This is a genomic window from Arthrobacter sp. CAN_A212 (assembly GCF_015752345.1).
Lineage (GTDB): Bacteria > Actinomycetota > Actinomycetes > Actinomycetales > Micrococcaceae > Arthrobacter_D.
This window is the reverse complement of record NZ_JADOUT010000017.1, coordinates 1-22,190: the sequence shown is the minus strand read 5'-3', so window position 1 is coordinate 22,190 and position 22,190 is coordinate 1. Positions and strand designations below refer to the sequence as shown.

Annotated in this window: 17 protein-coding genes and 1 tRNA gene; 17 read left to right on the top strand and 1 reads right to left on the bottom strand. The window is 64.8% G+C overall.

Annotated elements, in window-relative coordinates; translation table 11 throughout:
- Positions 1 to 193 precede the first annotated feature (193 nt).
- The 17 genes from IWX64_RS12700 to IWX64_RS12620 all read left to right on the top strand — a co-directional run bounded on the left by IWX64_RS12700 (position 194) and on the right by IWX64_RS12620 (position 19,341).
- The gene (locus IWX64_RS12700; protein ID WP_334683284.1) at positions 194 to 1,327 is read left to right on the top strand and encodes a BMP family lipoprotein; all 1,134 of its coding nucleotides are present in this window, start codon (positions 194 to 196) and stop codon (positions 1,325 to 1,327) included.
- A gap of 167 nt (positions 1,328 to 1,494) precedes the next feature.
- Positions 1,495 to 3,030, top strand: a complete 1,536-nt coding sequence (locus IWX64_RS12695; RefSeq protein ID WP_196867492.1) for an ABC transporter ATP-binding protein — start codon at positions 1,495 to 1,497, stop codon at positions 3,028 to 3,030.
- Positions 3,027 to 4,271: an ABC transporter permease gene (locus tag IWX64_RS12690; RefSeq protein ID WP_196867491.1), complete on the top strand. Its 1,245-nt coding sequence runs from the start codon at positions 3,027 to 3,029 to the stop codon at positions 4,269 to 4,271. Before IWX64_RS12695 ends, IWX64_RS12690 begins: the two co-directional genes overlap by 4 nt.
- The gene (locus tag IWX64_RS12685) at positions 4,268 to 5,554 is read left to right on the top strand and encodes an ABC transporter permease (protein ID WP_196867490.1); all 1,287 of its coding nucleotides are present in this window, start codon (positions 4,268 to 4,270) and stop codon (positions 5,552 to 5,554) included. The genes IWX64_RS12690 and IWX64_RS12685 overlap by 4 nt, the downstream gene beginning before the upstream one ends.
- A 2-nt stretch (positions 5,555 to 5,556) precedes the next feature.
- Complete coding sequence (locus IWX64_RS12680) at positions 5,557 to 6,036, top strand: cytidine deaminase (protein ID WP_395939845.1); 480 nt, start codon at positions 5,557 to 5,559, stop codon at positions 6,034 to 6,036.
- A gap of 131 nt (positions 6,037 to 6,167) precedes the next feature.
- Positions 6,168 to 7,454, top strand: a complete 1,287-nt coding sequence (locus IWX64_RS12675; protein WP_196867489.1) for a thymidine phosphorylase — start codon at positions 6,168 to 6,170, stop codon at positions 7,452 to 7,454.
- A gap of 443 nt (positions 7,455 to 7,897) precedes the next feature.
- Positions 7,898 to 8,536, top strand: a complete 639-nt coding sequence (locus IWX64_RS12670; protein WP_196867537.1) for a DedA family protein — start codon at positions 7,898 to 7,900, stop codon at positions 8,534 to 8,536.
- A gap of 88 nt (positions 8,537 to 8,624) precedes the next feature.
- A complete protein-coding gene (locus IWX64_RS12665; RefSeq protein WP_196867488.1) occupies positions 8,625 to 9,761 on the top strand; it encodes an adenosine deaminase in 1,137 nt (378 codons plus the stop codon).
- Positions 9,754 to 10,581: a MazG nucleotide pyrophosphohydrolase domain-containing protein gene (locus tag IWX64_RS12660; protein WP_196867487.1), complete on the top strand. Its 828-nt coding sequence runs from the start codon at positions 9,754 to 9,756 to the stop codon at positions 10,579 to 10,581. The genes IWX64_RS12665 and IWX64_RS12660 overlap by 8 nt, the downstream gene beginning before the upstream one ends.
- A 44-nt stretch (positions 10,582 to 10,625) precedes the next feature.
- On the top strand, positions 10,626 to 11,906 hold the full coding sequence (gene eno, locus IWX64_RS12655; protein ID WP_196867486.1) for a phosphopyruvate hydratase: 1,281 nt from the start codon (positions 10,626 to 10,628) through the stop codon (positions 11,904 to 11,906).
- Between the two features lie 84 nt (positions 11,907 to 11,990).
- Positions 11,991 to 12,824: an FtsB family cell division protein gene (locus IWX64_RS17060; protein ID WP_245345725.1), complete on the top strand. Its 834-nt coding sequence runs from the start codon at positions 11,991 to 11,993 to the stop codon at positions 12,822 to 12,824.
- 73 nt (positions 12,825 to 12,897) lie between these two features.
- Positions 12,898 to 13,590, top strand: coding sequence for a DUF501 domain-containing protein (locus tag IWX64_RS12645; protein ID WP_196867485.1), 693 nt, complete (start codon positions 12,898 to 12,900; stop codon positions 13,588 to 13,590).
- Complete coding sequence (locus tag IWX64_RS12640) at positions 13,587 to 14,549, top strand: Ppx/GppA phosphatase family protein (protein ID WP_312884108.1); 963 nt, start codon at positions 13,587 to 13,589, stop codon at positions 14,547 to 14,549. The genes IWX64_RS12645 and IWX64_RS12640 overlap by 4 nt, the downstream gene beginning before the upstream one ends.
- 4 nt (positions 14,550 to 14,553) lie before the next feature.
- Positions 14,554 to 16,005: a S8 family serine peptidase gene (locus IWX64_RS12635; RefSeq protein ID WP_395939844.1), complete on the top strand. Its 1,452-nt coding sequence runs from the start codon at positions 14,554 to 14,556 to the stop codon at positions 16,003 to 16,005.
- Positions 16,006 to 16,100: 95 nt separating this feature from the next.
- A complete protein-coding gene (locus IWX64_RS12630; protein WP_196867483.1) occupies positions 16,101 to 17,537 on the top strand; it encodes an NAD(P)/FAD-dependent oxidoreductase in 1,437 nt (478 codons plus the stop codon).
- A gap of 165 nt (positions 17,538 to 17,702) precedes the next feature.
- Positions 17,703 to 17,778, top strand: a tRNA-Leu gene (locus tag IWX64_RS12625).
- Positions 17,779 to 17,958: 180 nt separating this feature from the next.
- Positions 17,959 to 19,341 carry an ABC transporter substrate-binding protein gene (locus tag IWX64_RS12620; RefSeq protein WP_196867482.1) on the top strand — a complete coding sequence of 461 codons (1,383 nt, stop codon included), beginning with the start codon at positions 17,959 to 17,961 and terminating at the stop codon, positions 19,339 to 19,341.
- 677 nt (positions 19,342 to 20,018) lie between these two features.
- On the opposite strand, the gene IWX64_RS12615 is transcribed toward IWX64_RS12620, so the two are convergent.
- On the bottom strand, positions 20,019 to 21,953 hold the full coding sequence (locus IWX64_RS12615; protein WP_245345724.1) for an HNH endonuclease signature motif containing protein: 1,935 nt from the start codon (positions 21,951 to 21,953) through the stop codon (positions 20,019 to 20,021).
- Between the last annotated feature and the right edge of the window lie 237 nt (positions 21,954 to 22,190).

The following is a 22,190-nucleotide window of genomic DNA, read 5'->3' as shown; positions in this document are numbered from 1 at the left end:
TTTCCGTCGCTTGATTTGGTAGGAGCTGGGGCAGGGCGCCGCTAGAGTATGCTCATATCGTGCCGGACCCACGGTGCGGCACAGAGCCTACGAAAAATCAGTGAAAACAGAGCCACGAACACGATTGAGTGCTTCCGGGGCGGTCACTCACTGAGGTCTTCGGCCGTGGGGCCCATTTCTTTCTGGAGGAATTTTGAAGAACTCACAGCGCACCACCACGCGCCTCAACAACAAGACCGCCCTGTCAGCCGCTATGCTCGGCGCCTCGGCACTGCTGATCGCCGGTTGTGGCGCGGCTCCCGAAGAGCCAGCAGGTACCTCGGACGCTAGCGGAGAGGCAACCGAAGCAACCGTTGACTACACCGGTTGCATCGTCTCGGACGCGGGCGGATTCGACGACCAGTCGTTCAACCAGTCCAGCTACGAGGGCCTGACCGCCGCCCGCGACAGCCTGGGCATCGAGATCCGCGAAGCCGAATCACAGGCCGAAACTGACTTCGGACCCAACGTGAACTCGATGGTCACGAGCGGTTGCGACATGGTCGTCACCGTCGGTTTCCTTCTCTCTGCCACCACCGCGGAGGCTGCAGAGGCCAATCCGGACACCAACTTTGCCATCGTTGACGACAACGCCATCGAACTGGACAACGTCAAGCCCATCATCTACGACACGGCTCAGGCTGCGTTCCTCGCGGGCTACGCCGCTGCTGGCACCACCCAGACCGGCACGGTCGCCACCTACGGCGGCATCCAGATCCCCACCGTGACCATCTTCATGGATGGCTTTGCTGACGGTGTCGCCTACTACAACGAGCAGAAGGGCGAGGACGTCCAGCTCCTCGGCTGGGACAAGGAAGCCGCAACGGGTACGTTCACCGGCGACTTCGAGTCACTCGCCAACGGCAAGACCAACACCGAGAACTTCATCAACGAAGGCGCCGACATCATCATGCCGGTTGCCGGTCCTGTGGGCCTCGGTACCATTGAAGCAGTCGAGGAAGCCAACGCAGACGGCGCCGATGCCAAGGTCATCTGGGTTGACTCCGATGGGTTCCTCACGGTTGACGCCGGCAATGAGTTCATCCTGACCTCGGTCATGAAGCTCATGGGCGAGGCTGTTGAAGAGGTCATCAGCACCGACGTCGACGACAACTTCGACAACACGCCTTACGTTGGCACCCTCGAAAACGGTGGAGTGGCCCTCGCGCCCTTCCACGACCAGGAAGCCGCTGTTTCCGACGAGCTGAAGGCCGAACTGGAAGAGATCCAGGCAGGCATCATCTCGGGCGACATCACCGTCGATTCCGACGCCAGCCCGGAGTCATAACAGCCAAGGCATAACGCGCCGCAGCTTGAGCGTGAGGGATTCCCACACGCTCAAGCTGACGGCGCGTCTTGCATTTAGGCTGGTAACCAGCAAGAACCTTATCGACCGGTCAGGCGGCCCCCTCCGTTGACATCCGGTCCCGATCCAGAACAGGTGGTTGGAGTCCGTTGCTGCTCGAACTGCAGGGAATAACAAAGAAGTTTGGCACCCTGGTGGCGAACGACTCCATCGACCTCGTCGTCAAACCCGGTGAAGTGCACTGTCTGCTCGGTGAGAACGGTGCGGGCAAGTCGACCCTCATGAATGTCCTGTACGGACTCTACGAACCGACCGACGGCGAAATTTTACTCGACGGTAAATCGGTCGCCTTCAAGGGTCCCGGCGACGCCATGGCTGCCGGGATCGGCATGGTGCACCAGCACTTCATGCTCATCCCCGTGTTCACCGTCGCCGAAAACGTGGCCCTCGGTGACGAATTCACCCGCGCCGGCGGCCTCCTCGACCTGGAAAAAACGCGGGCCAAAATCCGTGACATCTCCGACCGCTACGGGTTCGACGTCGACCCCGATGCCCTGATCGAAGACCTACCCGTGGGTGTGCAGCAGCGGGTGGAAATCATCAAGGCCCTGGTCCGCAACGCGAGCGTACTCATTCTTGACGAGCCGACGGCGGTCCTCACCCCCCAGGAAACCGACGAGCTGATCGACATCATAGGCCAGCTTAAAGCGGCTGGCACCGCTATCGTCTTCATCTCCCACAAGCTGCGCGAGGTCCGGGCTGTCTCTGATGTCATCACGGTGATCCGCCGCGGCGCGGTAGTCGGAAGCGTCGACCCCAGTACCAGCACCACCGAACTGGCCAACATGATGGTCGGCCGCCAGGTGAGCCTCAGCCTCAACAAGGAACCAGCCAACCCCGGGGAGCGCACCTTCCAGGTGAAGAACCTGACGGTTCTCTCAGCCACCGGGCAGCGCCTGGTCGACGACGTCACCTTCGACATTGCCGAGGGCGAGATCCTCGCCGTCGCTGGCGTCCAGGGCAACGGTCAGACCGAACTGACCGAGGCCATCCTGGGCCTGCAGGATCACGCGAGCGGATCGATCAAGCTCAAGGGCACCGAACTGATCGGTCTGAAAGCCAAGAATGTAATCCGCCAGGGTGTTGGCTTCGTCCCGGAGGACCGCAAGGTCGACGGACTGGTCGGAACCTTCTCGGTCGCCGAGAACCTGATCCTCAACTGGTACAACGAGCCCCCGTTCGCCAAGGGGCTGGCCATGAAGCCGTCGGTGGTGATGGCCAACGCCAAAGCAAAGATCGACGAGTACGACGTGCGCACCCAATCGGCGGATTCCGCAGTGGGGACACTGTCAGGCGGTAACCAGCAGAAGGTGGTGCTGGCCCGTGAGCTATCCCGGCCGCTGAACCTGTTTATCGCGTCGCAGCCCACCCGCGGCGTCGATGTCGGATCCATCGAGTTCCTCCACAAGCGGATTGTGCAGGAGCGCGACAGCGGCACCCCCGTCATGATTGTCTCGACCGAGCTCGACGAGATCAGCGAACTGGCAGACCGGATCGCCGTCCTGCACCGCGGCAAACTGATGGGTGTGGTGCCTGGAAATACCACCCGCGACGTCCTGGGATTGATGATGGCCGGAATGACGGCGGACGAGGCCCTCGGCCAGTCCGCGGAGGAGAAGCAATGAGTTCACAGCTGCAGCAGGGCGATGGCTCCCGCAGTGTCCTGCACCGGATCATGGGCGGAAGCACGCTGGTCGCCGTACTGGCGGTGGTGCTGTCCATCGTGCTCGGAGGCATCCTGATCGCTGTCACCGATGATCGGGTGGCAGAAACGTCAGCGTACTTCTTCAGCCGCCCCGGAGATATGCTGGCAGCCGCCTGGGAAGCGGCCAGCGGCGCGTATATCGCACTGTTCCAGGGCGCTATCTTCAACCCCCGGGCAGACACGGTGGCGCAGGCACTGCGACCGCTGACCGAGACGCTGACCGTCGCGACGCCGCTCATCCTCGCGGGCCTCGGCGTGGCGATCGCGTTCCGCACCGGCCTGTTCAACATCGGCGCCCAGGGACAGATCATCCTCGGCGCTACGTTCGCTGCCTGGGTCGGTTTCACCCTCGAACTTCCACCGGGTCTTCACCTACTCATTGCGGTGGTTGCCGGATTCATCGGCGGCGCCCTCTGGGGCTTCATCCCGGGCATCCTCAAGGCCCGCACCGGCGCGCATGAGGTGATCGTGACGATCATGCTCAACTATGTAGCCGTGTATCTCGTGGCCTACCTGCTGTTCACGCCAGGTTTCCAGAACCCCGGGTCCTCGAACCCGATCAGCCCCCGCCTGGACGATTCCGCCCTGTACCCGCTGCTCCTGGGCTCCGGTTACCGCCTGCACCTGGGCTTCCTGGTGGCCATCGCGGCAACCTACGGTGTGTGGTGGCTGCTGAACCGCTCGACCACGGGATTCGAACTCCGCGCTGTCGGAGCCAACCCCCACGCTGCCCGCACCGCAGGCATCAGTGTGACCAAGGGGTATGTAGTTGTCATGATGATCGCTGGTGGACTGGCGGGACTCGCCGGGGTGGCCCAGGTCGCCGGGACCGAGAAGGTGCTCACCGGCGGTATCGCCGCCAGCTTCGGCTTCGACGCAATCACGGTGGCACTCCTGGGCCGGTCGCACCCGTGGGGTGTCTTCTTCGCCGGCCTGCTGTTCGGCGCGTTCCGCGCCGGCGGTGTGCAGATGCAGACCCAGACCGGAACGCCCATCGACATCGTCCTGGTGGTGCAGTCGCTGATTGTGCTCTTCATCGCCGCGCCTCCGCTGGTCAAGGCCATCTTCCGGATTGACCAGAAGAAGAAGAAAAAGACCACCAAGCCTGATCAGTCCTCAGAGGACATGACCACCACAACGGCAGCTGGAGGAGTGGCATGAGTGTTGCAACCCAAACGCGGCCGGAGGGCCCGACGCCTAACGCGACAGTGAGGAACTGGAAGGCGCCCATTGGCTTCGGCATCGGCGCCCTGGTCGCACTGCTGGTCTTCGCCCTGGGCAGTCCGGCACAGACCGCGGTCTTTCGCATCTCGAACGATTCGGACCGGTTCCGGCTGGCCGACCTGGCCCTCCCTGCCACCGCCGTCGGCTGGTTCACCGCCGTCGCCCTGACCCTGATCGCCGTCTACGCGTTCCTCCAGGTCAGGAACGGGCGGAAGATCAACAGGTGGATCCCGATCGCCTACGGTGCGCTGTTCATGATCGGCTTCCTCACCTGGGTGGTAGGAAGTGCCAATACCCCGAGCATCTCGCTGGCGGGCCTCATCGCAGGGTCTGTCACCCTCGCCATCCCGCTGATCTTTGGCTCGCTCTCGGGTGTCCTGTGTGAGCGGGTAGGCGTGGTCAACATCGCCATCGAGGGTCAGCTCCTGTCCGGCGCGTTCGCTGCCGCGGTAGCCGCCTCCATCTCCGGTAACGCCTACGTTGGGCTGATCGCTGCGGCCTTCGCCGGCACCCTGGTGTCGGTGGTGCTCGCGGTGTTCAGCATCAAGTACTACGTCAACCAGATCATCGTCGGTGTGGTACTGAACGTGCTCGTCTCGGGTCTGACAGGTTTCCTCGCGTCGACCCTGCTGAGCCGCGACCCGGCCACTTTCAACTCCCCACCCAGCCTGCCCGTGATCAGCGTCCCGTTCCTGTCCGACCTGCCGATCATCGGTGGCATCCTCTTCCGGCAGAGCATCGTCGGTTACCTGATGTACGTGGCAGTGATTGTGATCTATGTGGGCCTGTTCCACACCAAGTGGGGCCTGCGGGTCAGGGCCGTTGGCGAGCACCCCCAGGCGGCGGACACCATGGGGATCAAGGTCAACTCGACCCGGTTCTGGAACGTTCTCCTGGGTGGCGCGGTCGCCGGGTTCGGAGGCGCTTTCTTTACCCTCGTCTCAGTGAGTTCCTTCTCCCGGGACATGACCGCCGGTGCCGGGTATATCGCGCTGGCCGCGCTGATCTTCGGCAGGTGGAACCCGATCGGGGCGTTCTTCGCTGCCCTCTTGTTCGGGTTCTTCACCAACCTGCAGTATGTGCTGTCGATCGTCGGAACCTCGGTGCCCAGCCAGTTCATGGCCATGCTCCCGTACATTGTCACCATCCTCGCGGTGGCTGGCCTGGTGGGACGGTCCCGTCCACCGGCCGCCAGCGGCACCCCGTACATGAAGGAGTAGCCATGACCGAGAACTCCATGACCGAGGACCCTATGACCGGGAATGGCACAGCTGAGGACCCCGCAGCTGAGGATCCCGCGTCAGGGATCCCGGCCGACGAGATCCCCTGGGAGATGCTGACCGCCGCTGCGACGGAGGCCATGTGCCGTGCCTACGTGCCGTACTCGAAGTTCCCTGTCGGTGCCGCAGCGCTGACCGACGACGGACGCATGGTCTCCGGGTGCAACGTGGAAAATGCCTCCTACGGGCTGACCCTCTGCGCTGAGTGCTCACTGGTGAGCCAGCTCCAGATGACCGGTGGCGGGAAACTCGTCGCGTTCAGCTGCGTCGACGGCAACGGCAACACGCTCATGCCCTGTGGCCGGTGCCGGCAGCTGCTCTACGAGTTCCGCGCCCCCGGCATGCAACTCCTGACGGTGAGCGGCATCAAGACCATGGATGAGGTACTGCCCGACGCTTTCGGACCAGAGCACCTATCCTGAACCGGCTCACCCCGGAACCTCATCCCAGAACGTCACTGGGAACTTCACCCAGAACACGGTCAGCCCTGAGCGCACCAGTATTTACCGACGAATCACCGACGAAACACCAGAAGTAAAGGACACCCGCACCCATGTCTGAGCAGTTCGACGCCGTCGACATCATCCGCATCAAGAGGGACAAAGGCACCCTCAGCCCGGACCAGATCGACTGGACCATCGACGCCTACACCCGCGGCGCCATCGCCGACGAGCAGATGGCAGCCCTCAATATGGCGATCCTCCTCAACGGCATGGACCGCGCCGAGATCAGCCGGTGGACGACGGCGATGATCGCCTCGGGCGAGCGGATGGACTTCTCCTCGCTGGGCAAGGCCACCAGTGACAAGCATTCGACCGGGGGAGTGGGCGACAAGATCACCCTGCCGTTGGCACCTCTGGTAGCAGTCTTCGGGGTGGCTGTCCCGCAGCTGTCCGGCCGCGGGCTGGGCCACACCGGCGGCACCCTGGACAAGCTGGAATCCATCCCCGGCTGGCGCGCCGATCTGAGCAACGATGAGATGATGCGTCAGTTGGCCGACGTCGGCGCCGTCATCTGCGCTGCGGGCGCGGGACTGGCACCTGCCGACAAGAAGCTCTACGCGCTCAGGGATGTGACCGGGACCGTGGAGGCCATCCCGCTGATCGCCTCTTCCATCATGAGCAAGAAAATCGCTGAGGGCACCGGGTCGCTGGTGCTCGATGTGAAGGTGGGCAGCGGAGCGTTCATGAAGAACCTTGATCAGGCCCGTGAGCTGGCCCGCACCATGGTGGCGCTGGGCCAGGACGCCGGCGTCAACACCGTTGCGCTCCTCACCAACATGGCGACCCCGCTGGGCCTCACCGCTGGCAACGCCATCGAGGTGCAGGAGTCGGTCGAGGTACTCGCCGGTGGCGGACCTGAGGACGTGGTCGAACTGACCGTCCGGCTGGCCGAGGAAATGCTCGCCTGCGCTGGTGTGCGGGATGCGGACCCAGCCGCGGCGCTGAAGGACGGCCGTGCCATGGATGTTTGGAACTCAATGATCGAAGCTCAGGGCGGCGATCCCCGTGCTGAACTTCCGGTTGCACGGGAATCCGAGACCATCTACGCCCCCGCCGATGGGGTGCTGGTGGAACTCGACGCCCTGGCAGTCGGCGTCGCCGCGTGGCGCCTCGGTGCGGGCCGTGCCCGTAAGGAGGACGTGGTGCAGGCGGGTGCCGGCGTTCGGATGCACGCCAAGCCGGGCGCGCTGGTCCGTGCCGGTGAGCCGCTGATGACACTGCTCACCGACACCCCCGAGAAGTTTGACCGGGCGCGTGAAGCGCTCGAGGGCGCCGTCGTTATTGCCCCTGAAGGCTCACGGCCCGACGCGCAACTTATCCTGGACCGCATCGCCTAGGGTCTGCACTTCCCGCCATCGCCTCCTCCCATCCCCCCACGGGAGGAGGCGGCGGGTGCAAAGATCAGCCGAACGGTCGACGCGGCAGCCTGCATCGGCACACTACCGTTGAATCATCCGCTGGGTTGAGTCATCAACCCGACATCCGACGCTGAGCCAATCCCCACCCTGAAACGCTCTGGTCCTGAAACATTCTGGTCCTGGTCCTGGAAAACCCTGGTCCTCAAGCGCCGCGGCGCTATGCCTGGACACTGTTCACTCGCGTGAACCAGAACCAGAACCAGCACCAGAGTAAGAAACAGAACCAGAGTCAGGGGTCTGGTCAGGGCATCCACCCATGGTGGCATCCTGTGTCGGCTGGCATCGTGGTGGGTGTCCGGGTGTCCGGGAGTCAGCGAGCGTCAGGAAGGCGGTGGGTCGAAATGGAAATGCTTATCCAGGCGATGAACGCGGCCAGCACCTTCATCCTCAGCACCGCCGAACAACCCTGGGTCTACCTGCTGGTCTTCATCTGCTGCACCGTCGACGGGTTCTTCCCACCATTTCCCAGCGAATCGGTGGTGGTGGGCCTGGCATCGCTGGTCCTCACCCAGGGCGTCCCCAACCCCTGGCTGCTGATCATCGCCGCGGGTCTCGGCGCGTTCATCGGGGACAACATCGCGTATGTGATGGGGCGGGCGATTGGGACCGAACGGTTCCGCTGGATGCGCACTGCCCGCATGCAGCGTTCCTTTGCCTGGGCCGGTCACGAACTGCAGAAGCGGGCAGCCTCGCTCATTCTGGTGGCACGGTTCATTCCGATCGGTCGTGTCGCGGTCAACCTCACCGCTGGGGCCACGGGGTATTCACGACGTAGCTTCGTTGCCCTGACTGGGCTCTCGGCGGTTGTCTGGTCCAGCTACTCGGTGGGGATCGGCGTCGTCGCGGGCTCATGGTTCGAGCACAACCACCTGCTGGGCGTGATGGTGGCCATCAGTATTGCCGTCACCCTCGGAATCATCCTCGACCGCATCATTGCTGCGGTCCGGGGCTCCACCCCGCTGCGCCCCGAACCGACCAAAGTCCCCTCGGACAGCCAATAGTCGTCGCCGAAATCCGCCGAATGGTGCCACCCTTCGGCGGGTGGACGGTGCTAGGTGTGCACACTGCACCTCGCGTAAGGTAAGTGAGGTGACTGAGCCAATCATCTCCCCAGCGACCGACCTTTCCTTCGACCTGCGGAGCCTTCCCAAAGTTTCCCTGCATGACCACCTCGACGGGGGCCTGCGCCCGTCCACGATCATCGAGCTTGCCGAAGCGGTGGGGCACCAGCTGCCCTCGACCGATCCGGTGGCTCTGGGCGAATGGTTCCGCGAATCAGCGAACTCCGGGTCGTTAGTCCGCTACCTGGAAACCTTCGACCACACCATCGCCGTCATGCAGACCCGCGAGGGCCTGATCCGGGTGGCCCGCGAGTTCGTCGAAGACCTGGCCGACGACGGCGTCGTCTACGGCGAGGTCCGCTGGGCCCCGGAGCAGCACACCGCGAAGGGCCTGAGCCTCGACGAAGCCGTCGAAGCGGTCCAGCAGGGCCTCGACGAGGCAGTGGATTCGATCGTTGCCGGCGGCCGGGCCATCCAGGTCGGCCAGCTGATCACCGCGATGCGCCACGCCGACCGCGGCCAGGAGATCGCCGAGCTCGCTGTCCGGCACCGTGACAAGGGTGCCGTCGGCTTCGACATCGCCGGCGCCGAAGATGGCTTCCTGCCATCCCGGTTCAAGGACGCCTTCACCTTTTTGGCCGAGCACCAGTTCCCCGCCACCGTCCACGCTGGCGAGGCCGCTGGCCTGGACAGCATCGTCGACGCCCTGGTGCATGGCCACGCGCTGCGCCTGGGCCACGGCGTCCGGATCGCCGAAGACATCGAGATTGACTACGACGCCGACAGCGAAGAGCCGGAGCTCGGTGTCGTCACCCTGGGACAGGTGGCCTCCTGGGTCCGGGACCGCGGCATCGTCCTTGAGGTGTGTCCGTCCTCGAACCTCCAGACCGGCGCCGTCGCCGCGTTTGGCGGCGATATCGCCAGCCACCCCATCGACCTGCTGTTCCAGCTCGGATTCAAGGTCACCGTGAACACGGACAACCGCCTGATGAGCGGGGTCACCCTGACCGACGAGTTCGAGCTCCTCAGCGAAACGTTCGACTACGACCTGGATGACCTGCTTGAGCTCACTCTGAACGCGGTCGACGCAGCCTTCCTGCCTCTCGAGGATCGGGAGGCGCTGGCTGCCTACGTCACCGAAGGCTACATTCACGCCGATGGCTGAGCCTGAGTTGCGCAGCGCCCCAGCCGGAACCCAGCACCCGCTGGACCGGCTGGTGGCGGTGGTGGCCCAGTTGCGGGAACACTGCCCATGGATGGCGCAGCTCACCCACTCTTCGCTGGTCGAATACCTGGTGGAGGAATGCTACGAGCTCGTCGATGCACTCGACGAGCTCCCGGGCACTCCTGCAGCTGGCACTTCCGCGGCTGACGCTGAAGCTCCTGCCGGCAACACCGCCACCACGGAACTGCGCGGCGAGCTCGGCGACGTCCTGTTGCAGGTGGTGCTGCACGCACAGCTGCAACGCGAACGGGGGCATTTCGGGCTGGACGACGTCGTCACCTCCCTGACCGACAAGATGATCCGCCGCAACCCGCACGTCTTTGCCGCGGACGGATCACTGCGGGCTGGCTTCCCGGCCACCACCGACTCGATCGTGGAGACCTGGCACCGGGTCAAACGCGCCGAGGAACCCCGCCGGGAAGATCCCTTTCATGGGATCCCACGGCAGCTGCCCGCCCTGGCACTGGCGGCCAAGACTCTCCGGCGGATCCCCGTGGGCCTGCCTGAGCCCACCGTGCCGCTGCCAGGTGCCGCACCGCAAACCGAAACTGAACTCGGCGACCTGCTGCTGGCGGTGGTGCAGCAGTCCACCGCCGTGAGCCTGGATCCGGAGCTCGCGCTGCGGTCCGCTGTGCTTCGGCTTCAGGCAAGGTCACGGACCCTGCAGGCCGAGGACATGATCGGCGTTTCCGCCGACGTTTCCACTAGGCTTGAACCGACCCCATCACTGACCCCACCACCCGGGAAGGTCAACCCCTGACCGGGTGCACTGCAATTTTCCCCTAGGACCAAAGGAGCATTCCCATGGCCATCATCGATGCCATCCACGCACGTGAAATCCTTGATTCCCGCGGCAACCCCACCATCGAGGTGGAGGTCCTGCTGGACGACGACACCTTCGGCCGGGCAGCGGTACCCTCTGGCGCGTCCACCGGTGCCTTTGAGGCGAACGAACGCCGAGACGGCGAGAAGAACCGCTACCTGGGGAAGGGCGTACTGCAGGCCGTTGAAGCGGTAATCGAGCAGATCCAGCCGGCGCTCCTCGGCTTCGACGCCACCGACCAGCGGGCCATCGACCAGGCCATGATCGACCTCGACGGCACCGAGAACAAGTCCAGCCTGGGCGCCAACGCCATGCTCGGCGTCTCCCTCGCCGTTGCCCGGGCAGCCTCCGAATCGTCGGCACTGCCCCTCTACCGTTACCTGGGCGGCCCTAACGCGCACGTGCTCCCGGTGCCGCTGATGAACATTCTCAACGGTGGCTCCCACGCCGACTCCGACGTCGACATCCAGGAATTCATGATCGTCCCCCTCGGTGCCGAGTCATTCTCTGAGGGTCTCCGCTGGGGCGTCGAGGTCTACCACGAGCTGAAATCGGTTCTGAAGGAGAAGGGCCTGGCCACGGGGCTCGGCGACGAGGGTGGCTTCGCACCGAATCTGCCGTCCAACCGCGACGCACTGGACCTGATTACCACCGCCATCCAGCGGGCCGGTTACACCCCGGGCAAGGATATTGCGCTGGCGCTCGACGTCGCCGCGTCGGAGTTCTACACTGACGGCGCCTACCACTTCGAGGGGAAGACCCTCTCCGCCACCGAGATGAACACCTACTACGGTGAACTGGTCCGGGATTACCCACTGGTTTCCATTGAGGATCCTCTGGATGAGGAAGACTGGGACGGTTGGAAGGCCCTCACCGAGCAGGTCGGCTCCAAGGTCCAGCTCGTCGGCGACGATCTCTTCGTCACCAATCCGGTGCGTCTGGCCCGCGGCATCGAGGCCGATACCGCGAACTCGCTGCTGGTGAAGGTGAACCAGATCGGCACACTCACCGAAACCCTGGACGCGATCTCCCTGGCGCAGCGCTCCGGTTACACCACCATCACCTCCCACCGCTCCGGTGAGACCGAGGACACGACGATCGCTGACATTTGTGTCGCCACCAATGCCGGTCAGATCAAGACCGGCGCACCGGCGCGGTCCGAACGGGTGGCCAAGTACAACCAGCTCCTGCGGATCGAAGAGGAGCTCGACGACGCCGCACGTTACGCGGGACGGGCCGCCTTCCCGCGTTTCACGGCCTAGTTCGCAGCCCCGGCGGCTACCCTCGTAAGAGAGGGTTGCCTACGGGCTGCCCGTGACGTGTAGTGAGGATCCAGAGGAGTATTGATGTCCACCCGCCGCCCCAAGGTGCCGCGCAGCGCAGGTCCTCAGGCGCCAGCGACACCGGCTCCGGAGAGCCACGAGGGTGGGCCGCGTGCCCGCCCCGGCGTGCGATCCGGCTCCACGGCGGCGTCCTCCGGGTCTTTACGACCAGCCCGCCCAGCGGGTCCAGCCGGAAAGTCGGCGGGGCCCGCAGGGCGCGGACCGGCCCCCCACGCGGGAACAGCCAGCAGCGATGAGTCCCGCTCTGCCGAACCAGGAACCACAGGTGCAGGCACCACCACACCGGGTACCGCCGAGTCACGTACCTCTCAGCCGGGTACCGCCGAATCTGCTCCACTGAGTCCCTCCGAGGCGAGGGCTCAGCAGCGGTTGCAGCTCGCTGGAGCCATCCGGCGGGCGCGGCGACCTTTCCGGCGGGACGCGCCGGCGATCGTGCCGGCCGAAGACGCCAAACCCATCCCCGCGAAGTCCTTCTCCGGCAGGCTCCTGGCCCTGGCAGTAGTACTGGTCACCATTACGGTGCTGCTGGCACCCTCGGTAAGGACCTACCTCCTTCAGCAGGGCGAGCTCACTACGCTGCGCGACGAAATCGCTGCCCTTGAACAGTCTCAGCTCGAGTCCGAACGGCAGATCGCCCGCTGGGAGGACCCCGCCTATATCAAGGCGCAGGCCCGCGAACGGATCTTCCTGGTGATGCCCGGTGAGACCCGCTACGTCGTGGTGGGGGACAGCGTCCTCGGCGAGGAGGCTGTCGGCTCCTCGGGCGAGGCGCCGCAGGACCTGCCCTGGGTCGATGCCCTCTGGGACTCGATTGAGCGGTCGGCGACCGACTCCTAGCCCCGGCAACCCCGCCGTCGAGTCCCCACTTCACCGCACGTTTACTGCTTCCACGCACGAAAGGTAGGCCGTCATGGATTCCGCACCCAGCACCGAACTGACCAGCTCAGACCTCGATACCCTCAGCCGTCAGCTGGGCCGTCCGGTGCGGGACGTCGTCGAGATCGGGGCACGCTGCGTCTGCGGAAACCCGCTGGTCGCGACCACCGCCCCACGGCTCTCCAACGGCATTCCCTTCCCCACCACCTACTACCTCACCCACCCGGTGATCACTGCTGCGGTCTCACGCCTTGAGGCGTCAGGCCTGATGGCTGAGATGACCGAGCGGCTGGAGCGGGATCCAGCCCTGGCTGATCAGTACGGACAGGCGCACGAACACTATCTGAGCGTCAGGAACGCCATCGGGGAGCGGTCAGGGACGGGGCCGGTGCCCGAAATCGACGGGGTCTCCGCTGGCGGAATGCCCACCAGGGTCAAGTGCCTGCACGTGCTGGTCGGTCACTCGTTGGCCGCCGGTCCCGGGGTCAACCCGCTCGGTGATGAGGCGCTCGACGGGATCGCCCAGTGGTGGACCCGTGACCGGTGCTACTGTGCCGGGGCCTGGGACACAGCGGGGTCAGCCCCCGACCGCGAACTCAGCCGGCACACCCGCACCCAGGGCCTCACCCCGGAGGAGCTGGAGACGAAGCGGGCCAGCCGCCGGTCCGCTGCCGACGCGGCGACAGCCGAAACCACCGCGAAAACCGCAACCACCGAGGAGCCATAATGCGGACAGCCGCCATCGACTGCGGAACCAATTCGATCCGCCTCCTGATCGCCGACGTGGCCGACGACGGCCGGACCCTCACCGACGTCGTCCGCCTCATGCGGGTGGTCCGGCTGGGCGAAGGCGTCGACACCACCGGCAGGCTGTCCGACGCCGCACTGGAGCGGACCTTCGCCGCAGCCCGTGAATACGCCGGGCTCATCGACTTACACGGTGCGGACCGGATTCGTTTCGTAGCGACCTCGGCCACCCGCGACGCGGCGAACCGGGACGAGTTTGCTGCGGGAATCCATGACCTGCTGGGAGTGCACCCCGAGGTGGTAAGCGGGGAAGAGGAAGCAGCACTGTCTTTCGACGGTGCGCTGAGCGTTCTGCCCGCCGCAGGCTCGGCCGGTGACGATTCACTGGTCCTCGTCGTCGACCTCGGCGGTGGCAGCACCGAATTCGTCGTCGGCAATGCCGCAGGAGTCACCGCGTCCACCAGCATGGACATGGGGTGCGTCCGGTTCACGGAGCGCTACCTTGCCTCGGACCCGCCCACCGCGGCCGAGATCACCACCATGGAGAACGAGGTGCAGCGGCTCATCGCCGACGCGGCGCTCCGGGTGCCGTTCGATCAGGTCACCCGGCTGGTCGGTGTCGCCGGGAGCATCACCACGATCACCGCGCACGCACTGCGGTTGCCCGAGTACTCACCAGCCGACATCCATGGTGCCGAACTGGACCAGGGCCTCGTGGCAGGCGCTGCCACTGAGCTGTTGGACATGAACCGCGACCAGCGGGCCGCACTGCCCTACATGCACCCGGGCAGAGTCGATGTGATCGGTGCCGGAGCGTTGATCTGGCGGACCATCACCGCACATCTAGCGGTGGCCACCGGAGGCAGAGTGGTCACCTCCGTGACCAGCGAACACGACATCCTTGACGGAATCGCACTCAGCCAAAGATCAGGAAACTAACCAGGTGACCCCCTCTCGCGGTGCACGAAATATCCGGCTGCGGTCAACAGCCTGCCTCCTCGGGGCGGTGCTGGCCGCTGCGCTCCTGCCAGCGTTCCCTGCCCACGCCGATGAACTGCGGGAACGCGAGTACTGGCTGGAGGACTATGGCATCACCGAGGCATGGGAGACCACCCAGGGGGAGGGGGTCCGGGTTGCGGTGATTGACAGCGGCGTCGACGGATCTCACCCCGACCTTGATGGCGTGGTGGTGGGCGGAACAGATGTTTCCGGTGCGGGACAGCTCGATGGCCAGCTCGGTATTGGCGAAGTGTCCGAGCACGGCACCCTGGTTGCCAGTCTGCTGGCCGGGCGCGGGCATCTGCCTGAGCCCGTTCCCAGCCCGACGCCGTCAGCCGACGACGACCAATCTCCGGGCGACCAGCCGCCGTCTCCTGACCCGGTCGAAACCACCGTGCCAGACACCTACGGGCGTGGCTCCGACGGAATTGTCGGTGTGGCGCCGCAGGCTGATCTGCTGGCCGTCTCGGTCTGGATTGAGGGTCCGACAAAGGGCCCCAACCCCGCCGGAATCAGTATTGACCAGCAGATTCCCGACGCCGTCCGCTGGGCCGTGGACAACGGCGCCCAGGTGATCAACATGTCCCTGGGAAGCACCTCGCCCACCTGGCCGGAAAGCTGGGACGAGGCGTTCCTTTATGCCGAGGAGAACGATGTGGTGATCGTTGCCGCAGCCGGAAACCGTGCTGGCGGCTCCATGCAGGTCGGCGCCCCGGCGACCATGCCGGGGGTTCTCGCCGTCGCCGGTCTGGACCGCGACGGCGAGGCGAGCCTTGATTCCTCCTCCGAAGGCATCAGCATTGGCGTTGCCGCTCCCGCCGAAAACCTCGTGGGTGCCCTGCCCGGCGGGGTCTACGCCGACTGGTCGGGCAGCTCCGGTGCAGCACCCCTGGTTGCCGGCACAGCCGCGCTGATCCGGTCCCAGTACCCGGACCTCTCGGCGGCCCAGGTGATTAACCGGATTCTCCTGACTGCACGGGAGGCCGGCGACGACGGCGGGGAGCGCGACACCCTGTACGGCTACGGCATCCTCGATGTCGCTGCGGCGGTCAACGCCGACCTCGCTGTGCCCGAGGAGAACCTTCTCGGGAGCATGGCCGAGTTCATCCAGATCTATCGCAGGGGAGAACCAGCTCCACCTCCCGAGCCGGTGGAGCCCACCAGCGAGCCGACGCCCGTCGACATTCCCGAACCCGTGGTGCCGGTCGCCGAAGATGTGGCGGCCACTACGGGCGGTCTTCCCGCGGCCATCGTGCTGGGTTTCGGCTCGTTGATCCTCGTTATCCTGACCGGTGGCACCGTTGCTGTCCTCCGGGCGCGGCGCGCTGCGGTGGACAACGCGACGGGGGAGACTGAAACCGGCTTCCACGAGCATGCTGCCGACGACCGCCCGTGATCCTACTTTCCCGCTCCTTTCACCCAGCTATGGGGCCGAATCTGGCCCGGCGCTGAGTTAGTGAAGATTTTCACAAAGTCCGGTATCATCGAACCATGGCACTGAATCAACAGTTCTCCGATCGTCCGCGCATTCTTGTAGTCGGTGGGGGCTATGTAGGCCTCTACGTCGCTCACAAGCTACAGAAGAAGGTCAAGTCCCACGGTGGCATCGTCACCCTGGTGGACCCGCTGCCCTACATGACCTACCAGCCGTTCCTCCCCGAGGTGGCTGGCGGCAACATTGAAGCCCGCCACGCGGTGGTATCGCACCGTACGCACCTCAAGCAGACCGAGTTGATCACCGGCAAGGTGACCGGCATCGACCACTCTCGCCGCACGGCGATGATTGATCCCGGCAACGGGGGAGAGCCATTTGAGCTCACCTACCGTGACGTCGTGATGGCGGCAGGCTCCATCACCAGGACCTTCCCGATCGAGGGACTCAAGGACCAGGGAATCGGTCTGAAGACCATCGAGGAAGCGGTAGCCCTGCGCAACCAGATCCTCGAGCGGATCGAAACCGGTTCGCTGATGGACGCAGGCCCCGAGCGTGACCGCGTGCTGACGTTCGTCGTCGTCGGCGGTGGGTTCGCGGGTATCGAAACCATCACCGAGATCGAGGACATGGCACGGGCGGCCGTCAAGAAGAACGACCGCCTGGAGCAGGCCGACCTGAGGTTCGTCATGGTTGAGGCCATGGGCAGGATCATGCCCGAGGTCACCGAGTCTCAGGCTGTCTGGGTGGTTTCGCACCTGCGGTCCCGTGGGATCCAGGTCAAGCTGAACACCTCGCTTGCCAGCGCCGTCGACGGCCGCCTGAAGCTGATCAATATGCCGGACAAGACACCGGCGGACGAATTTGAGACCGACACCCTCATCTGGACTGCTGGGGTGCAGGCCAACCCGATGGTCAGGTCCTCCGACTTCCCGATCGACGAGCGTGGCCGCCTGCGCGCCAACGCGGAACTCCGGATCACGGGCGACGACGGGCCCATCGACGGCGCCTGGACCGCGGGCGACGTCGCGGCAGTACCCGACCTCACCGGCGGAGGAGTTGGCGGGTTCTGCGTTCCCAACGCACAGCACGCAGTCCGGCAGGCCAAGTTGCTCGCGAAGAATATCTACGCGGAGAACAACGGTGTGGGCCGGGTCAAGGAATACAAGCACAAGAATCTTGGTGCAGTGGCCGGATTCGGACAGTACAAGGGTGTTGCCAACATCATGGGCTTCGGGATGCGCGGACTCCCGGCCTGGCTGGCGCACCGCGGCTACCACGGCATGGCGATGCCGATGTTCGAGCGTAAGTTCCGGGTGGTCTCGAACTGGATCCTTAGCTTCGTCTTCGGACGCGACACCACCCAGCTGATGGACCTGCAGACGCCCAAGCGCCAGTTCCGTGAAGCGGCCACCCCGCCGCCGAAGAAGGCTGAAGCACCAGCTAGCGCCGGTGCAGCGAAGGCCGACTCCTACGGCGAGCCTGCGAAGAGCTAGTCCACCCAGAGTGGTGCTGACGGCGGTACGTGCCCTTCGGGGCAGGTGCCGCCGTTTGCGTTATCCCACTCATCGCGATCCTTCCTCACGGCAGCGAGCACACCGTGACTGAACCGGGACATGGGGTGGATCACGTATTCTTGAGGGGACGATTAGCCCGTCACCGCCCCAGTAGCCCAATGGCAGAGGCACCAGACTTAAAATCTGTTCAGTGTCAGTTCGAGTCTGACCTGGGGCACCACTGACCCTCCGGAAGCTGGTGGTTCGGCAGGGATTCAATCCTCTTGTGGCGAGCGTTACAAGGATGTGACCGGAATTGCTTAGTTTCGACACGTTTTTGCATTAGCTTTTCTACATACCAGGAACACCTGGTGATCGCATCAAAGGCGCACAAAGCCTTTCGGTCGAGGAGAAAAAATACATGACTGCAACACGCAACTCCGTGCGGTTTGGCATTGGAGACAATGCACCGCGCGTAGCGAAGGTCGCTGCCCTGGGGCTGGGCATCGCGCTCTTCGCATCTGCCTGCGGCGGATCGACTCCTGAAGGAGACGGCGGCGAGACCTCAGCCGCACCCGCTGCTACCGGGCTTAGCTGCCCGGAGAGCCAGGGCGGGGAAGCCCCCGAGGCCAACCCGAAGGGGGACCCTTCAGCTGTCCCTGAGGCAACCACCACGTCTGAGACACCACTGACCCTGGGTACGCTGCTGCCAACCACCGGTGCACTCGCGTTCCTCGGCCCACCCGAAATCGCCGGCACAAACCTGGCAGTCCAGGAGATCAACGAGGCAGGCGGTGTGCTCGGCCAGGATGTCGAAATCATTCACCGTGACTCGGGCGATACCACCACTGACATCGCCACCCAGTCAGTCACTGACCTCCTGTCCCAGGACGTCAGCGCCATCATCGGTGCCGCATCATCGGGTGTATCCCGGACCGTGATCAACCAGATCACTGGCGCTGGAGTCATCCAGATCTCGCCGGCGAACACGGCTCCCGACTTCACCGACTGGGATGACAACGGTCTGTACTGGCGTACCGCACCTTCCGACGTGCTGCAGGGGCGTGTGCTCGGCAACTACATCATGGAGTGTGGCGCCCAGACCGTCGGCATGGTCACCCTGAACGATGCCTACGGCACCGGACTCCAGGGCTTCGTCAGCGAGGCTGTTGAAGGCGCAGGTGGCCAGGTGGTCGCCAACGAGATGTTCAACGAAGGCGACTCGCAGTTCAGCAGCCAGGTCGACGCAGTCGTCGCTGCAGAGCCGGACGCCATCGTCGTCATCAGCTTCGATCAGGCAACCAGCATTGTGCCGCTTCTCACCGCTCAGGGCGTCGACCCAAGCACCCTCTTCCTCGTGGACGGCAACACCGCTGACTACAGTGAGGATCTGGATCCAGGAACCATGGAAGGTGCACAGGGCACCATTCCTGGCCCGTTCACCGGTGACGACTTCCAGGAAGCACTGTTGGAAATCGATCCAGCTCTCACCAGCTGGAGCTACGCGGGTGAAAGCTACGACGCAGCAAATGTTGTCGCGTTGGCAGCTGAGGCTGCAGGATCCACCGACGGCGAGGCCATTGCTGCCGAACTGCAGGGTGTTACTGGCGAAGGTGAGAAGTGCTACGACTTCGCTGCCTGCGTCACTCTGCTGCGCGACGGCGAAGACATTGACTACGACGGCATCTCCGGTCCGATCACGTTCGATGAGAACGGTGATCCCACCGAGGCATTCATCGGAATCTACGCCTTCGACGGCGACAACGTCCCACAGCCGAGCCGCTCCGAAACCGGGCAGCTCTAAACGGATGAGTCAGGTCGACTGATTTCCAGTTCGACTGACAACTAGTACGACACTCGCACCACAAACGGTCGGTGCTACCCCTGTTCCAGGGGTAGCACCGACCGTTTTGCTGTGTCGGGGCGACTTTGGTGGCTACAGGGGACCCTGGGGTGGTCGGGGGACTCTGGCGGCTACAGGGGGCCCTTAGGGTGGTCGGGGTGCTTGAGGCTACTGGCGGCCGATCCGGCCGCTTGACCGGCCGCCAGTGCTGTCCTGGGTTACCTGCGGACTATCCAGCGAGGGCGGCCTGGGCTATTTGGCAGCTGAGTAGTCGCTTTACCGGCCGACAGGGCTGCTTGCCAGCTGAGCAGTCCCTTTGCTTGCTGGCAGGGCTGCCTGGGCTGCCTGTGGGCTGATCCGGTCGCTTGACCGACTGGCAGGGCTGCCTGTGGGCTTCGCTGCGTGGGGCCCGGCTGTCTGGAAGCGGGCGCTGCCCGTGGGGCCCGGCTGTCTGGAAGCGGGCGCTGCCCGTGGGGCCCGGCTGTCTGGAAGCGGGCGTTGCCCTTGAGGCGACGGTGCTTGGGGGTGAGGTGGCCGTCGGAAGACGGGGGCTGCTTCGATACGCGACTCTCCGGAGCCGGACCGGCGTGGAGGATTGCGCTGCGTGGGAGGGTGCTCTGCTTAGAAGCGCGCTCTGCCTAGAAGGGTGGTGGGACCTTGGGTGGTGGTGCTGGTGGCGGGTCTGGCCTGGTGACATAGCTGTGACCGGCGGGTGAGGTCGCGATGATCATTCCTGGTTCGGGTTGTCGGTAGCGCCAGTAGCCCTCGGATTTGAGCATGTGGTGCCGTTTACACAGGGCCGCGAGGTTGCCGTAGCTGGTTTTCCCGCCCTGTGACCAGGGTTTTGTGTGGTCGAGTTCGCAGAACACGGCCAACCGGTTACACCCCGGGTGTCGGCAGGTCCGGTCCCGCACTCTGACTGCGTCCTGGAGGTCCTTTGGCACCCGGTAGGTGGTGGCGTCGGCGCCGAGTCTGGCACCGGTGAACGGGTGGGTGAGGATCCTCGTGAACGACTGGGCGTGACCGGCGAGCTTCCTGGCCGTTTCGGGGTCAATCGGACCATAGCCCTCCAACTCACCCGGGGTGTCCCCGCCGAGGAGGGTCATCACGGGGACGGTGACGAATACTTTCGCCTGCACACCCCAGTAAGCGTCTGCGTCACCACGGCCGGCCAACCCACCCGTGCCATCCGTCCCACCCATGCCATCCGTCCCACCCGGCATATTCGGTGCATCCGAACTAACAGGGCTTCCGGGTTCGATGACCCCGTCAGTCCTATCCGGGCGGCCCGATTCCCTCATCCCGCCGCCGGCAAGGTCCCCAGTGGCGGGTTTTTCGGTGGCAAGGCCGTCGCCGGCAAGGTCGTCGGTGGCGGGATCTACGCTGGTGGGTTCTGCGCTGGTCATGTGCCCGGTGGCGCCTGCACTGGTGAGGACGTCGATGAGGACGTCGGCGCGTAACTGGCTGAGCGTGCGTGCCTCGTCGGGGGCTTGTAACGCCCGGGCTGCGGTGTCGACGCGGTGGAAAATTCCGGCGACCTGCTCGGTGGGTAGGAAGGCGTGAAGCCAGGCCATCCCGTCGTAGTCCGGATTAATTGACACCCGCCGGTCTTGGAGGGCCTTCCGCCGCCTCACCGTGATCGATTCAGGGTGCAGGGCCTCCCGTAACCGGACGGCCTGGTAGGTGAACTTCGCGACCGTCAACTGGCAGGCCAGATCGATCAACTGGGCTTCGAACCCGGCGCACACCCCGGGCACGGTGTCGGGGATGCTGATCACTTCCCCGACCACGGTGACAGCGTGACGCCTGGTGATCTTCCCGTCTTCAAGGACCCGCAGGGTTGACGGGTAGTCCCGGACCAGGAACTCACTGGTCTCGATCAGGGCACCAGCGGTCCGGTCCGGCAGGCGCAGCGCCGCACCGATCTCGGTTGCGGTGATTGTCCGGCCCAGATCCTGCGCTCCCTCTTCCACCCACGGGTATTCCGCGCGGGTCAGATCCCACAGGTGGGTGACCGCTTTGGCTTCCTGCGCATCAACCCACGACCGCAACCCATCCAGGGCCTTCATCACCTCAAGGGTCTGGGACGCATCAGAGTCCACCAACGCCGCCAAAGACACCCACCCCGTCAACACCGCCCCACCACCAGAAGCCGACTCACCACCACGAACAGCCTCCTCGCTTGAGCCTGTTAGGTCGGTTTCGGCCGCCGCGCCAGCCACTTCGGCCGGGTTGGTCACCACGGTCGGGGCGGGTGCCACGGTCGGGTCGGTCACCACGGGCGGGCCGGGTGCCACAGTCGGGTCGGTCACCACAGTCGGGCCGGGTGCCGGGGCGAACCACACCGCACCCTCACCCAACGGCCCAGCCGGACCGTATCCTGCAGTCTCCGTACCGGTACCGGCACCAGTCCCATTCCCCGTTTCAGCCTTAGCCTCGGGAGTGGGTCCACCCGCAGGACTCTCTGAAAGTCCGGCGGGCGAGCCGTCCGTGGGGCCGCCGTCGGACTCAGTCCCGGCGCCAGGAGCGGGCGGGAATCCGGTCCGCGAAGCAGAAGAATTGCTGCTTTTCATACCCCTAGTCCATCATCGAGCACTGACATTTTTGGCCTTAAATCGGGCACTCGGTAATAACTTTTTCGTACTATTTTCGGGTCCCGGAGTCCCGGCCGGTACCCAGTCGACACCGCGTCAACACCCCCGGGAGGCCACCCCCTGGGTATGGCACTCTGAAATGGCCCCACTTAGGGGACTTTTAGCCGTTTGAAGTGGCCCCACCCTCGACCCGCCCGTAGCGTTCTTTTTGTCGGC

What these genes read in the sequence shown, in the direction of transcription:
- IWX64_RS12690 (WP_196867491.1), top strand. Translation starts at nt 3,027, where the DNA reads ATGAGTTCACAGCTGCAGCAGGGCGATGGCTCCCGCAGTGTCCTGCAC.
- IWX64_RS12685 (WP_196867490.1), top strand. Translation starts at nt 4,268, where the DNA reads ATGAGTGTTGCAACCCAAACGCGGCCGGAGGGCCCGACGCCTAACGCG.
- IWX64_RS12680 (WP_395939845.1), top strand. Translation starts at nt 5,557, where the DNA reads ATGACCGAGAACTCCATGACCGAGGACCCTATGACCGGGAATGGCACA.
- IWX64_RS12675 (WP_196867489.1), top strand. Translation starts at nt 6,168, where the DNA reads ATGTCTGAGCAGTTCGACGCCGTCGACATCATCCGCATCAAGAGGGAC.
- IWX64_RS12670 (WP_196867537.1), top strand. Translation starts at nt 7,898, where the DNA reads ATGAACGCGGCCAGCACCTTCATCCTCAGCACCGCCGAACAACCCTGG.
- IWX64_RS12660 (WP_196867487.1), top strand. Translation starts at nt 9,754, where the DNA reads ATGGCTGAGCCTGAGTTGCGCAGCGCCCCAGCCGGAACCCAGCACCCG.
- eno (WP_196867486.1), top strand. Translation starts at nt 10,626, where the DNA reads ATGGCCATCATCGATGCCATCCACGCACGTGAAATCCTTGATTCCCGC.
- IWX64_RS17060 (WP_245345725.1), top strand. Translation starts at nt 11,991, where the DNA reads ATGTCCACCCGCCGCCCCAAGGTGCCGCGCAGCGCAGGTCCTCAGGCG.
- IWX64_RS12645 (WP_196867485.1), top strand. Translation starts at nt 12,898, where the DNA reads ATGGATTCCGCACCCAGCACCGAACTGACCAGCTCAGACCTCGATACC.
- IWX64_RS12630 (WP_196867483.1), top strand. Translation starts at nt 16,101, where the DNA reads ATGGCACTGAATCAACAGTTCTCCGATCGTCCGCGCATTCTTGTAGTC.
- IWX64_RS12620 (WP_196867482.1), top strand. Translation starts at nt 17,959, where the DNA reads ATGACTGCAACACGCAACTCCGTGCGGTTTGGCATTGGAGACAATGCA.
- IWX64_RS12615 (WP_245345724.1), bottom strand. Translation starts at nt 21,953, where the DNA reads ATGAAAAGCAGCAATTCTTCTGCTTCGCGGACCGGATTCCCGCCCGCT.